Raw genomic sequence first — 12,553 nt, 5'->3', positions numbered from 1 at the left:
CGGAACCTTATATTGGGAGTCCGCGGACGTATGGGGATGGTATGAACGACGAAGTAACGCAATACATAAACGACAAGAAGCCCTGGCAGATCGCCGTTTTCGAGAAGCTGCGCGCGATGATCATGGAAACCGTTCCCACCGTCGAGGAACGGTTGCAGTACGGCAAGCCGCACTATCTCAAGAACGGGCACTACGCGGCGGTCGTCGCGGTCTCCAAGGACAAGGTCTCGTTCATGGTGTTCAATGCAACGGACATTCCCGCGGTGGCCGGATTCATCCGGGCGATGGGCAACGGCGATCGCAAGACCGTCGACATCAAGGAAGAGCAGGAAGTCGACTACAAGGAGCTCGCCGTCATCCTGGAAAAGACCTCGGCCACTCTGTGATCGCGGCTGGGTGAAGCACGAGAACGGTCTGAGCGGGTGATGCGCCGAATGCCATCACCCGCTTTCCCGTGAAGGCCGAAGGCTCAGCGAGTGGTGAGCGTCCCGTTCGGGAAGTCGAGCGGCACCGGGTTCGGTTCCGATTGAACAGTCACGATCGCAAAAGCCCGGCTCAGGTGCTCCCATCCGGTCATCCCAGCCATCGTCGGATCGCCGTCCGCAGCGATGCGCGGGACTCCGCGTCCGGCTGCGGGACGTCGGAGGCCCATGCCACGTATCCGTCGGGCCGCAGCAGCAGCGCCGTGCACGGCACGGCGGAGCCGGGCAGTGCCGCGGTTGCGGGGTATCCCCAGTCGCCGCCGGTCACGTCGATCAGGTGCGGGCGGCCGTCCCGGGTCAGCTCGGCGAGCCGGACCCCGTCTTTGAGGTCCAGGTCGGGAGCCCACCGACCGGCCAGTGGATGGTCGACGCCCACGTCGTAGCGGATGTCGGCGCCCGACATCAGGTCGGCGATACGGCGGACGTTGCCCGGGTCGCCGAGGAGTTCGGTGAACAGCGCGCGCAGGCCGGTGACCGCGCTGCCCGGGGTGATCAGTGCGGACTGGGCGCGCGAGGACATCACCACCCGCTCGGCGACGGGGCGTCGCTCGGACTCGTAGGTGTCGAGGAGGCCGGTGGGGGCTGTGCCGCGTACGTCGGCCGCGAGTTTCCAGCCGAGGTTGACCGCGTCCTGCAGGCCGAGGTTGAGCCCGGGCCCGCCGATCGCCGAGTGCACGTGGGCGGCGTCGCCGACCAGTAGCACCCGGCCGTCTCGGAAACGCTCGGCCAGGCGGGTGTTGCCGCCGTTGAGCTTGCGCATCAGGTGCGGCCCTTGGCCGTCGGGCGGGCCGAAGGCGATGCCGACGTCGAGCACGCGGCGGGCGCTGGCCCGCAGTTCCGCGAGTGTGAGCGGTCCCTCGGCATCCTGTCCGTTCCACTCCATGGTGGAGATCAGCGGTGCGGGGGCGCCCGGCAGGGGCGCGTACACGAACAACCCGTGCTCGGTCCGGTGGTGCAGGAACGGCGGGACGGGTCCGTACCCGGGAATGTCGAGGCCGCCGGTGACCGGATCGACGAGCTCGGCCGGCACGACGGCGTGCGCGGTGCGCACGATCGTCTCGTCGGTCGTCACGCCGGGGAAGGCGATCCCGGCCAGCTTGCGTGTGACGCTGTGCCCGCCGTCGGCGCCGATCAGGTAGTGGGTTTCGATCGTGTACGGTCCGGCCGGCCCGCTGACCTGGAGGGTCACGCCATCAGCGTCCTGGGTGAATCCGGTGAGCTCGTGGCCGCGCCGGATCTCGACGGCGAGTTCGACGGCCCGTTCCTCCAGCATCTGCTCGATCCTGCGCTGCGGAACCTGGAGGATGTAGAGGGGGTTGTCGTCCAGCACGCTCAGGTCGATGGGCAGCGCGCCGAAGACGAATCCGGGAGCGGGCCGCGGTGGATCCTGGTTTCCGGTGAGCCGCTCGTACAGGCCTCGCCGGTCGAGCATCCGTACCACCTGGCCGACCAGGCCGTTGGCACGGTTGTCCTGGGTGCGCTCCGGCAGGCGCTCCAGGACCAGGGGGCGGACTCCGGCCAGGCTGAGCTCGCAGGCCAGCATCAGGCCGTTGGGCCCGGCTCCGGCTATGACGACATCGGCGATCATGGTGCTCCTTCTGGGCATGACGGATCGACCGGCGGCAGGCCGGCTGATCTTCGACGGGGAAGATGGGAAAGGTCAGAGCGTGGGCATGACGGATCGACCGGCGGCAGGCCGGTTGATCCTCGACAGGGGATGGGAAAGGTCTGGGAAGGGTCAGGGCGTGGGCAGGCCGGCGGCGACCTGGCCGAGAGCGTCGCGCAGCAGTTTCTCGAATGGTGCCGGCGCATCGCCGTGGAGCCACAGGTTGATGGCCGCGAGTATGGCGGCGCCGACCACGCCGGCGACCAGGTGCGGATACAGATCACGATCGGTATTGGTGCCGGTGCGCTCGGCGACCGCCGCGGCCAGCGCATCCTGCGCGGCCGTGTGGGCCTTGAGGAACTCGCCCCGGTGCTCCGGATGCTGGGTCATCAGCTTGACCCCGGCGATCCAGCGCTCGTCGGCCGGGCGCTCGGCCTCTTGCATGCCAAGCGCGAACCGGGTGAACACGGCGTTGGTGATGGCCTCCCACAGGGGTTCGCCGTCCGGCCTGGACCTCAGTTCGTCGGCGATCTGGACCGCTCGGTCGAAGTGCCTGGCCGCGATCGCCTCGCCCTTGCTGGAGAAGTAGTTGTTGAACGTGCGGTGTGAGACACCGGCCTCGGCGGCGATGTCCTCCACCTTGACGTTGTCGAAGCCACGCTCGACGGTCAGTTTGATCGCCGCCCAGCTCAGCGCGATCCGGGTTTCTTCCTTCTTGCGCTCTCTCAACCCCATACGACCACTCTACTCATATTTGCGAGCCACGCAAAGATGCGAGTCTCGCAAATATGCGTGGCTCGCACGTATTCGGAACCTTGCTCGATGTCTCCTCGCGTCGCCACATCGAGCGGCTCGGCCGCGCGCATTCGCTCGCCCGGCACCTCGGTGGCTTCCTCGCCTCTCCGGTCAACGTGGGTGGACTTCCCGCGACGAATTTATAGTGAGTGAAGTCAAGCCGTCATTGACAATGAGCTGCGGGGGAGGCAAGCTGCTCGCGCTGCACAAATCGTTTTGCGATCGTGCTGGCCTGAGCCGTACCGTCTCCTCCTGTCGGTGGTGAATGCATGAGCGATGTCCCCCGCCGGGTTCTGGTGACCGGGGCGGCGGGCAGGTTGGGGCGTATGACGCTCGATCTGCTCGCGCGCCTGGGCGTGCCCGCGACCGCACTCGATCTCCATGACCCGGGCGGACTGGCGGCCGACCGGGTCGTCACGGGGAACGCGGGAGACTCGGTGGCGGTGCGCGACGCGCTCGACGGGGTGGACGCGGTCATCCACCTCGCCGCGATCCCCGCCCCCGTCCTGGGCACGCCGGAGGAGGTCTTCTGCGGCAACACCCGCGCGACCTTCGTGGTGCTGGAGGAGGCGGGCCAGGCGGGAGTGCGCCGGGCCGCCATCGCCAGCAGCTTCTCCGTGCTCGGCCTGCCCTGGGCGGCGCGCCCGCTGCACCCGGCGTACGTGCCCGTCGACGAGGCGCTGCCGCTGCAGATCGAGGACCCCTACGGACTGTCGAAGCAGGCCGACGAGGCGACGGGGGCGATGATGGCACGCCGCCACGGCATGACCGTCGTCGCGCTGCGCTTCCCCCTGCTCGGCGGGCCCGGCGACAAGTTCGACAAGACCGCCGCCCGATACGCCGACGACCCCGGGTCCGGCGCCAAGGAGCTGTGGAGCTATCTCGACACCCGCGACGCGGCCCTGGCCTGCTGGCGAGCCGTCGCCCTGCCGATCGAGGGCTACCATGCGATCTTCGTGACGGCCCGGGACACGCTGGCCCCGCAGCCCACCGAGGAGCTCCTCGACCGGTTCCATCCGGAGGTCGAGAGACGGGCCTCGCTGCCTGGCCGGGCGGTGCCGATCGACCTCGGTGAGGCCGACCGGCTGCTCGGCCTCACCATCGAACACCCTCACCCCGACGCCACGGAGCCGACTTGAGCCTTCTTCCCCTCCCCGAGACCCAGGCACCCTGGCCCGCCAGGGACGCCCTGCGCATCACCGCGGTCCGGCCGATCGTCACCGCCCCCGAGGGCGTGCCCCTGGTGGTCGTCCGGGTCGACACCAGCGAGCCCGGTCTGTACGGCCTGGGCTGCGCGACCTTCACCCAGCGCTTCCACGCCGTGGCGGCCGCGGTGGAGCAGCACGTCGGACCCCTGCTGATCGGCCGTCACCCGGCCGACATCGAGGACATCACCCGGATGGTGCACTTCTCCTCCTACTGGAGGGGCGGTCCGGTCCTGAACAGCGCCCTGTCGGGCGTGGACCAGGCGCTGTGGGACATCGCGGGCAAGCGGGCCGGAATGCCCGTCTACGAGCTCATGGGCGGGCGCGTGAGAGCCGCGGCCGACACCTACCTGCACGCGGGCGCGGCGACCGTCGAGGAGACGATCGAGGAGGCCCAGGCGATCCTGGCCTCGGGATACCGCAACGTCCGTCTCCAGGTGGGCGCGCCCGGCCTCGGGCACTACGGCTCGCCCGGCTCGCCCGGCGGCTACCCCGGCTCGCCGTACCCCGACGGCTGGGACGTGCAGCGCTACCTGCGCGACACCCCCGGGCTCTTCGAGCGGGCCCGCCGGGAGCTGGGGGAGGAGCCGGGCCTGATGCACGACGTGCACTCGCGGCTCACCCCCAAACAGGCGATCGTCCTGGCCAGGGCGCTGGAGCCGTACCGGCTCCTCTTCCTGGAGGACCCGATCGCGCCGGAGTTCTACGACCGGCTGCCCGAGGTGCGGGAGGCCTCGCCGATGCCCATCGCGGCGGGGGAGCAGATCAGCTCCGTCACCGACGCGGTCAGGCTGGTCCGCGACGGGGGCGTCGACCTGCTCCGGCTGCACGTGTCCTCGGTGGGCGGGCTCACCCCCGCCCGCAAGCTGGTCGCGCTCTGCGAGCTGACCGGCGTGGGAACGGCCTGGCACTCGCCGGCGGACGTCTCGCCGGTGGGCGCCGCCGCCAACGTGGCGCTGGATGTGACCACCGCCGCCTTCCAGATCCAGGAGGGCCACCTGTACGCCGAGGCGGTCCACGAGGTCTTCCCCGGCACGATCAGCCCGGTGAACGGATACCTGTACCCGAACCAGGAGCCCGGCTGGGGGATCGATCTGGACGAGGACCTGGCGGCGAAGTATCCGCCGACGGCTCATCTCCACGAACGCTGGGCGGCACGCGTACGCCGCCCCGACGGCGGCATCGAGGCGCCCTGAGGCCCGTGAACGGCGGTATCGGGTTGGGGAGGAACCCGTGAACGGGGCCCGGGGGTACCGAGGGGTGCCCTGGGGCCGGTGGACGGCGGTATCGAGACATCCCGAGGTCCGTGGACGAGCGAGATCGAGGCGCTCTGAGGTCCTTGAAACGTTCAGTGAGTATAAGGAGTGTGTCGATGTAAGATCGACCCATGGCCTCGTCACCCTCTTCGGAGCGGTCTCCCGCACGGCGTGAGCGGAAGAAGGCGGAGACGCGGCGGGCCATCGCCCATGCCGCGCGACGCCTGTTCGCCGAGCGCGGTTTCGAGATCGTGACGGTGGCCGAGATCGCGGCGCTGGCCGACGTCTCCTCCAAGACCGTCTTCAACCACTTCCCGGCCAAGGAACAGCTCCACTTCGAGCACGACCCGCTCATGTGGAGGACCCCGGCGCAGGTCGTCCGGGAGCGAGCGGCGGGGGAGCCGGTCATGGACGCGGTCCGCCGTGCCCTGTCCCGTCCCCCGACCCCTTCGGGCGGGATACCGGACGTGGGCGGCGCGGCTCCTTCGGGCATGGGGGTCGACGCGGGTGTCGTTTCTTCGCGCGGAGGGCCGGACGCGGGTGCCGGCCCCCCGGATGAGGGGCCGGGAACGGCTCCGCCTGCGGCGACGCGGGACGCGGGCCCGTTCTCCACGGAGGCGAGAACGGGCGCCGGCATGGCCGCCGCGGAGGCGTTCGACGCCGAGGCGGTCGCCGTCCACGCGCGGATCTATCGCGACAGCCCCGCGCTGCGGGCCTACGCGCGCGAGATGTTCGCCGGGCATGAGCGTGCGCTGCGCGAGGTGATCGAGGCCGAGGACGGGCCCGAGCCGGGCATCATGGCGGCCATCCTCCTGGCGCCCGTCCGTGAGGTGTGGGAGGCGACCATGCTCCGGATCGCCGAGGGCGCGGCTTTCGACGAGGCCGCCGAACAGGGGCGGCAGGAGCTCGACGCGGCGTTCGACCTGCTGGCGCGGGGACTGCCGGGCTCCTCGCGCGCGGGTCTCGCGGCGCAGGGAGACCCCGGAGTTCCCGGGGACCTTGCGACCGGGGAAGACCTGGCGGCTCCTGGAGATCTCGCGACGCCGGGAGACCTCGCGACCAGGGAAGACCTCCCCGACCGGGGAGATCTCGCCGGTCGGGGAGACCTCACGGGTCCGGGGGAGGGCGACGGCGGCGCGGAGCCGGTGCGCGCGCGGTCGCGGGGCCCGGCTCGGGGCGACCGCCCGAGCATCACGAGGGTCGCGCAGCTCGCGGGGGTGAGCGCGACGACGGTGTCGCACGCGCTGAACGGGCGGCGCCCGGTGGCCGACGACACACGAAGACGCGTGCTGGAGGCGATCGAACGGCTCGGCTACCGGCCCAACGCCCTCGCCCGCGGTCTCCGTACGAGCAGGAGCCAGACGATCGGGCTGGTCATCCCGGACATCACCAACCCCTTCTACCCGGCGCTGGCGCGCGGGCTCCAGGACGTGCTCGGACCGGCGGGCTACGACCAGATCATCAGCAACACCGACGGCGAGCGGCGGCTGGAGCGCGCCGCGATAGAGCAGATGATCGCCCGTCAGGTGGACGGCCTGGCCTTCGCGGTGTTCCACACCCATCCGGAGGACCTGCTGCCCGCCATCGAGGCGGGCATCTCGGTGGTGCGGCTCGGCGGCCGCCTAGTCCAGGACGGCGTCGACGTGGTGCACAGCGACGACGAGGGAGGCTCCGCCGAGGCGACGCGCTACCTGCTGGAGCGCGGCTACCGCAGGGTCGGTTTCGTCTGCGGTCCGCACGCCGAGGGCCCCGCGGCCGAGCGTGTGGCGGGTTACCGCTCCGCGCTGAGGGCCGCCGGGATGGCCGTCGATCCGAGTCTCGTGGCGCACACGCACTTCAGCCGGGCGGGCGGGGCCTCGGGCACCGCCCGCCTGCTCGACCTGCCCGAACCTCCGGACGCGGTGCTGTGCGCCAACGACATCATGGCCATCGGCGCCCTCGACACGGCCGACGAGCGGGGGCTGCGCGTTCCCGCGGACCTGGCGGTCATGGGGTTCGACGACATCGAGGCGGCGACCCTGGTCTCGCCCCGGCTGACCACCATGGCCAACCCGGCGCGGGAGATCGGCCAGGCCTGCGCCCGGCGCCTGCTCGAACGACTGTCCGGCGCGGCCGCGGCGTCATCCGGCGAGGTGGTCATCCCGGCCAGGCTGGTCCGCCGCCAGTCGGCCTGAGCGACCATCCGGCATGGCCGGGGAGCCCGTCCGATGACGGACGGCCGTTCCGGTGCGTCCGCCCGGCCTGAGGGAGCGTCCGGCATGGCCGCGGAGTCGTCCGGTGAGACGGCGGTCTCACCGTGTCCGGTCCGCGGTCGATCAGCCTGAGCGGCTCACCTCCATGCCCGATTCGGCTGACCTTGTCCCTTGACACTCGCTGGGTTACGTGTAGATTTCGGAACCAGTCTTAACGATTTGCATGCAGCGCCACCTTGTGATCTGGATCCCGCCCGCGGCACGGCGAGAGCCTGGATTCACCTTCAGTGAACCCTCACCCCCAAGGAACCCTCATCCCCTAAGGAAGGAGGATCCCGATGACAACTGGTGCAAAACGTCGCAACTCTACGATCATCGCGATTCCGCTGCCCGCCATCATGACGACGATCCGGGAAGGCGCGAGATGACGGCGGCACGGAAACGGACACGGATCCTGGCCGTCGCCGTGACGCTCGCGGTGGGACTCACCGCGGCCGCCTGCGGCGGGTCCGGAGACGGAGAAGCCGGCACACCGGCGGCAGGCCAGACCCTGAAGATGTGGACCTTCAAGCGGTCCCACGCCGACGCGCTGAACAAGGCCGCCGCGCAGTTCAAGAGCGAGACGGGCATCGCCGTCACCATCGAGGCGGTCACCCCCGACGACGTGTTCGTCAGCAAGGTGCAGGGCGCCGCGCAGACGAACGGCCTGCCGGACGTGCTGGAGCTGCACGCGGGCGGCGAGGACCTCGAGATGGGCGCGTCGGGACTGCTGAGCGACCTCGCGGCGGACGTGAACGACGCCTGGAAGCAGCGGCTGCTGCCCACCACCCGCGAGACCGGGGTGATGACGCAGCAGCGGATCGACATCGTGGCCAATGACTCGCCCTTCAAGCAGGTCAAGCCGGGCACGAGGTTCAGCGTGCCGTTCACCGCGGGCGCCTTCGGCATCGTCTACGCCAACAAGGAGAAACTGAAGGCGGCGGGGCTGAGCGCCGACACGCCCCCGAAGACGTGGGAGGAGTTCCTCGACGCGCTGAAGGCCACGACGGCCAAGGACCCGAAGCAGGGCGGTCTCTCCCTCGGCCTGAAGACGTCCCAGACCGGGTTCAACTGGATCTACCAGCCGATGGCCCACTCCTACCTGGGCAAGGAGAAGTTCCAGGCGCTGTTCGCCAAGGGCGCCGCGCAGGGCTTCGGTTCGCCCGACGGCGTCAAGTCGCTGGAGCTGTACAGCAGGCTCACGCCGTACTGGATGCCGGGGACGACGACGCTCGGCATCGACGAGGCCGACATCGCCTTCGCGCAGGGCAAGTCGGCGTTCGACGTCGGCGGCACCTTCACCCTGGCCTTCCTCGCGCAGAACGGGCTGAGCCCGGACAAGGTGCTCACCTTCCCGATCCCACCGCCGGCCGAGGGACAGAACAAGGAGATCTCGATGTCCCCGCTGGCGCTGACCTCGCTCGGCATCACGTCGACCACCAAGAACAGGGAGGCCGCGCTCAAGTGGCTGGACTGGGTGACCTCGCCCAAGGGCGCGGGGGTCGTGGCCAAGTCCTCGCTCGACCTGCCGGCGACCGACCTGGGCGCCGAGGCCGAGTCGCTGCTCGGCGCCGATCTGGCCGCCCTGCAGAAGTACTTCACCGGCGCACCGGAGAGCGCCTACGACGCCGCTGACGTCACCTTCTTCCCCTCCGATTACGACCAGGTCAAGCCGGGCGACGTGATGGTGAGACTGACCCCGCTGAAGGAGGCCACCCCGGAGCAGACCGGCACCGAGATGGACAAGGTCATGGGCGCCATGTGGAAGTCCACGCAGTGACCACGCTCACCGTGAAGGACCGCGCGGGGCGGCTCCGGGAGGAGCCGCCCCGTGGCGGGCGCCCCAGGGGGCGGTGGAAGGAGATCCTGACCGGATGGGCGTTTGTCCTCCCGGCGGTGGCGCTCTTCCTGGTGATGGGGCTTTACACGATCGGCAGCGGCTTCGCGCTGAGCTTCGCCAAGTGGAACGGCTTCACCCCCGAATGGATCTGGGTCGGGATCCAGAACTACAAAGACCTGCTCTACGCGGATCCGTCGCTCGCCCCCGAGATGCGCCGGGCCGCGTGGAACACCCTGCAGGTCATGATCGCTGTTCCGGCGCTCACCGTGGTGATCGCCCTGCCGCTCGCGGTCACGCTCAATTCCATCAGGCGGCTGCGGTCCCTGCTGCGCTCGGTGTACTTCCTGCCCTACGTCACCAGCGGGATCGCCGTCTACTACGCCTGGCGTTACGTGCTGGAGCCCGACGGATCGGTCAACCTGCTGCTGCGGGCGCTCGGGCTCGGCAGCCTCTCCCAGCCGCAGGGCTTCCTGGGCAACCCGAGCACCGCGCTGCCCACGCTGATCCTGATCCTGGTCTGGTCGAGCGTCCCCATCGCCACCCTGCTCTACCTGAGCGGGCTGCAGGCCATCGACCCGAACATGATCGAGGCCGCGCAGATCGACGGAGCCGCTCCCCGGCACGTGCTGCGCCGCATCATCTGGCCGCTGCTGCGGCCCATCACCGCGGCCATCGTGCTGCTCGGCGTGCGCGACGCGCTGCACGGTTTCCAGATCTTCCTGATCATGACGGGAGGCGGCCCCGGCGGGCACACCGACGTGCTCGGGCTGATGACCTACCGGCTCTCCTTCTTCAAGGGCCTCGCGCAGACGCTGGGAGTGGCGAGCGCGCTGGGCTGGTTGCTCTTCGCCGCGGCCCTGCTGCTCACGCTGGTGAACGCGCGCATGCTGAGGAGAATTCGATGAGCAGGTCCCGTGCGGCCCGGATCGCCGCGTACGTGGCGCTGGCCGTCTACGCGGCGATCAGCGTGTATCCGTTCCTGTGGATGGTGTCGGGAGCCTTCAAGAGCCGCACCGAGATCCTCCAGGGCGGCCACCTCATCCCGCAGCACCCCACGCTGGACACGCTGGTGGACACCTGGAGCCGGCTGAACTTCGTTCAGTATTTCGGCAACAGCCTCATCGTCACCGGCTCGACCGTCATCGGCGTCCTGGTCGTCTACAGCCTGGCCTCCTACGCCTTCGCCGTGCTGAACTTCCCCGGGCGCAAGGTGCTGTTCTGGTTCTTCGTGTCGCTGCTGTTCGTCCCCGGCATCACCGTGCTGCTGCCCGTGGTGATCCTGGAGAAGGAGCTGGGCGTCCTCGGCACGCACCTCGGACTGGTGCTGCCGTTCATCAACGGCACCGCCCCGCTGACCGTCCTGCTGCTGACCAACAGCTACAGCTCGATCCCCCGGGAGCTGCGCGAGGCGGCCCGCGCCGACGGCGCGGGTGAGCCGCGCATCTTCTGGTCGATCTACCTGCCGCTGGCCAGGCCCGCGCACATCACGATCGCTGTGCTGACCGCGGTGCCGACGTGGAACGAGTATGTCCTGACCCGTGTGTCGATCAGTGACGCGTCCCTCTACACGCTGCCGCTCGGGCTGGAGTCCCTGATCTCGAGTGAGGTCCCGCGCTACAACGAGGTGATGGCCGCGTCGCTGATCCTCGTGCTCCCGGTCATCGCGCTCTTCCTGTTCCTGCAGCGCTATTTCGTCAACGGGCTCGTCGGCGCGATCAAGGGCTGATCAGGTCCGGGCCGATCAGGGGCAGGCCGGGGCCGGGTGCGGAGTTCGCGGGCCTGACGCTCGGCGCCGAGCCGATCGCGACGGGGTCGTCGATGAGCTGGTTGATCACGACGTTCGCGGCGCCCAGGGACGCGGCGCCGAAACCGAGGTCGGAGGCGACGAAGCGGCACCGGGCGGCGGACCCGGCGACGACGAGGTGCTCCAGCTCCGCCTGGGCGAAGGGGAGGAGCCACTGGGCCAGTGTGGCGAAGTAGCCGCCGACGACGATGACCCGCGGGTTGAAGAGGTTGACCAGGATCGAGCCGCCGAGTCCGAGCCACCGGCCGACCTCCGCCACGGCCGCGATCATCAGCGGATCGCCCTCGGCCAGCCCGCAGGCGATCTCCGCCACCCGCTCCTCGGGACCGAGCACCGGCATGGCGCCCAGTCCGTACGCCTGGTCGGGCGTCGCCATGCGCACCAGCGCCGCGAGCCCGACCTTGGTCTCCCAGCAGCCGTTGCGCCCGCAGCCGCACCGGTGACCACCCGGATCGACCGGGAGATGCCCGACCTCGCCGGAGAAGCCGTCGGCGCCGCGCAGCAGGCGGCCGTCGACGATGATGCCGCCGCCGACGCCGACCTCGCCGGTCAGGTAGACCATGTCGGGGGTCCCCGCGGCGACGCCCGCGGTGTATTCGGCCAGCGCGGCGAGATTGGCGTCGTTGTCCACCGTCACCGGCACGCCCAGGTTGCCGAGCGCGATGGACAGCCACGAGGCGAGGGGCACGTCGTGCCAGCCGAGGTTCGGCGCGAGCGCGACCACACCGTGGCCGACGTCCACCAGCCCCGGCACGCCCACCCCGACGCCGGCGGGGCGGGTCCCGGCCAGGACGAGCTCGTCGATGGCGGTGCGGGCCACCCGGCCGAGCTCGCGCAGCGACTGGTTGGGGCCGCTGCCCATCGCGTCGAAGCCCACGCGGCGCTCCACCAGGACGCGTCCGCCGAGATCGGTGCCGTGGACGGCGACATAGTCCACGTTGATCTCCAGGCCGAGGATCCCGATGTGGGAGCCGTCCAGCGCCACCGCCCGCCGGGGGCGGCCGACCGCTCCCGCGTGCTCGATGCCGACCTCACGCACCAGTCTCCGGTCGAGGAGCTCGGCCATCAGGTTGGAGACGGTGGCACGGTGCAGGCCCGTCGCCTCGGCGATGTCGGCGCGGGAGCTGGAGCCGTGGTTGCGCAGGTGCCGCAGGACCAGGGAGAGATTCGCCCGTCGCAGCGAGGCATGGCCCGCCGGTTGGACACCGCCCCTCGTCAGACGGGTGAAATTTTCCTCCCCCTGTGTCACGCGGTCACCGGCCTTTATTTATCTTAAAGAGCAACTAATCGATTTTCTAACACGGGCGGACCGTTCCACACAACCTGAGGTGATA

At 70.0% G+C, this 12,553-nt stretch carries 10 protein-coding genes; 7 read left to right on the top strand and 3 right to left on the bottom strand.

The genetic code is table 11. The features are described from left to right. Positions 1 to 41 precede the first annotated feature (41 nt). Positions 42 to 386, top strand: coding sequence for a DUF1801 domain-containing protein (locus DKM19_RS27575; RefSeq protein ID WP_110699496.1), 345 nt, complete (start codon positions 42 to 44; stop codon positions 384 to 386). 187 nt (positions 387 to 573) lie between these two features. Here the strand turns inward: DKM19_RS27575 and DKM19_RS27570 are convergent, their stop codons facing one another. Together DKM19_RS27570 and DKM19_RS27565 are read right to left on the bottom strand one after the other, a co-directional pair. After that, positions 574 to 2,070 carry an FAD-dependent monooxygenase gene (locus tag DKM19_RS27570; protein WP_110699494.1) on the bottom strand — a complete coding sequence of 499 codons (1,497 nt, stop codon included), beginning with the start codon at positions 2,068 to 2,070 and terminating at the stop codon, positions 574 to 576. Between the two features lie 150 nt (positions 2,071 to 2,220). After that, entirely contained in the window at positions 2,221 to 2,823 is a 603-nt protein-coding gene (locus DKM19_RS27565; protein ID WP_162641818.1) for a TetR family transcriptional regulator, read from the bottom strand. Positions 2,824 to 3,152: 329 nt separating this feature from the next. Between DKM19_RS27565 and DKM19_RS27560 the strand changes: the two genes are divergently transcribed. The 6 genes from DKM19_RS27560 (at position 3,153) to DKM19_RS27535 (ending at position 11,141) form a co-directional block, all read left to right on the top strand. After that, the gene (locus DKM19_RS27560; protein WP_110699484.1) at positions 3,153 to 4,022 is read left to right on the top strand and encodes an NAD(P)-dependent oxidoreductase; all 870 of its coding nucleotides are present in this window, start codon (positions 3,153 to 3,155) and stop codon (positions 4,020 to 4,022) included. After that, entirely contained in the window at positions 4,019 to 5,284 is a 1,266-nt protein-coding gene (locus tag DKM19_RS27555) for an enolase C-terminal domain-like protein (RefSeq protein WP_089213017.1), read from the top strand. The genes DKM19_RS27560 and DKM19_RS27555 overlap by 4 nt, the downstream gene beginning before the upstream one ends. Before the next feature lie 191 nt (positions 5,285 to 5,475). Beyond that, complete coding sequence (locus tag DKM19_RS27550) at positions 5,476 to 7,518, top strand: substrate-binding domain-containing protein (protein WP_110699482.1); 2,043 nt, start codon at positions 5,476 to 5,478, stop codon at positions 7,516 to 7,518. A gap of 442 nt (positions 7,519 to 7,960) precedes the next feature. Beyond that, positions 7,961 to 9,355, top strand: coding sequence for an ABC transporter substrate-binding protein (locus DKM19_RS27545; RefSeq protein ID WP_162641816.1), 1,395 nt, complete (start codon positions 7,961 to 7,963; stop codon positions 9,353 to 9,355). Next, positions 9,337 to 10,320, top strand: coding sequence for a carbohydrate ABC transporter permease (locus tag DKM19_RS27540; protein WP_204358264.1), 984 nt, complete (start codon positions 9,337 to 9,339; stop codon positions 10,318 to 10,320). Before DKM19_RS27545 ends, DKM19_RS27540 begins: the two co-directional genes overlap by 19 nt. Next, the gene (locus DKM19_RS27535; protein WP_110699478.1) at positions 10,317 to 11,141 is read left to right on the top strand and encodes a carbohydrate ABC transporter permease; all 825 of its coding nucleotides are present in this window, start codon (positions 10,317 to 10,319) and stop codon (positions 11,139 to 11,141) included. The genes DKM19_RS27540 and DKM19_RS27535 overlap by 4 nt, the downstream gene beginning before the upstream one ends. Here the strand turns inward: DKM19_RS27535 and DKM19_RS27530 are convergent. Continuing rightward, positions 11,131 to 12,468: an ROK family transcriptional regulator gene (locus DKM19_RS27530; RefSeq protein ID WP_110699476.1), complete on the bottom strand. Its 1,338-nt coding sequence runs from the start codon at positions 12,466 to 12,468 to the stop codon at positions 11,131 to 11,133. The genes DKM19_RS27535 and DKM19_RS27530 overlap by 11 nt on opposite strands. Positions 12,469 to 12,553 lie beyond the last annotated feature (85 nt).

The sequence above is a fragment of the Streptosporangium sp. 'caverna' genome, assembly GCF_003203775.1.
Taxonomy (GTDB): domain Bacteria; phylum Actinomycetota; class Actinomycetes; order Streptosporangiales; family Streptosporangiaceae; genus Streptosporangium; species Streptosporangium subroseum.
This window is presented reverse-complemented; position numbering and strand designations above follow the sequence as displayed.

Excerpts from the sequence above, each read along its gene's own strand:
- DKM19_RS27535 (WP_110699478.1), top strand. The coding sequence starts at position 10,317 with ATGAGCAGGTCCCGTGCGGCCCGGATCGCCGCGTACGTGGCGCTGGCC.
- DKM19_RS27575 (WP_110699496.1), top strand. The coding sequence starts at position 42 with ATGAACGACGAAGTAACGCAATACATAAACGACAAGAAGCCCTGGCAG.
- DKM19_RS27545 (WP_162641816.1), top strand. The coding sequence starts at position 7,961 with ATGACGGCGGCACGGAAACGGACACGGATCCTGGCCGTCGCCGTGACG.
- DKM19_RS27565 (WP_162641818.1), bottom strand. The coding sequence starts at position 2,823 with ATGGGGTTGAGAGAGCGCAAGAAGGAAGAAACCCGGATCGCGCTGAGC.
- DKM19_RS27560 (WP_110699484.1), top strand. The coding sequence starts at position 3,153 with ATGAGCGATGTCCCCCGCCGGGTTCTGGTGACCGGGGCGGCGGGCAGG.
- DKM19_RS27550 (WP_110699482.1), top strand. The coding sequence starts at position 5,476 with ATGGCCTCGTCACCCTCTTCGGAGCGGTCTCCCGCACGGCGTGAGCGG.
- DKM19_RS27570 (WP_110699494.1), bottom strand. The coding sequence starts at position 2,070 with ATGATCGCCGATGTCGTCATAGCCGGAGCCGGGCCCAACGGCCTGATG.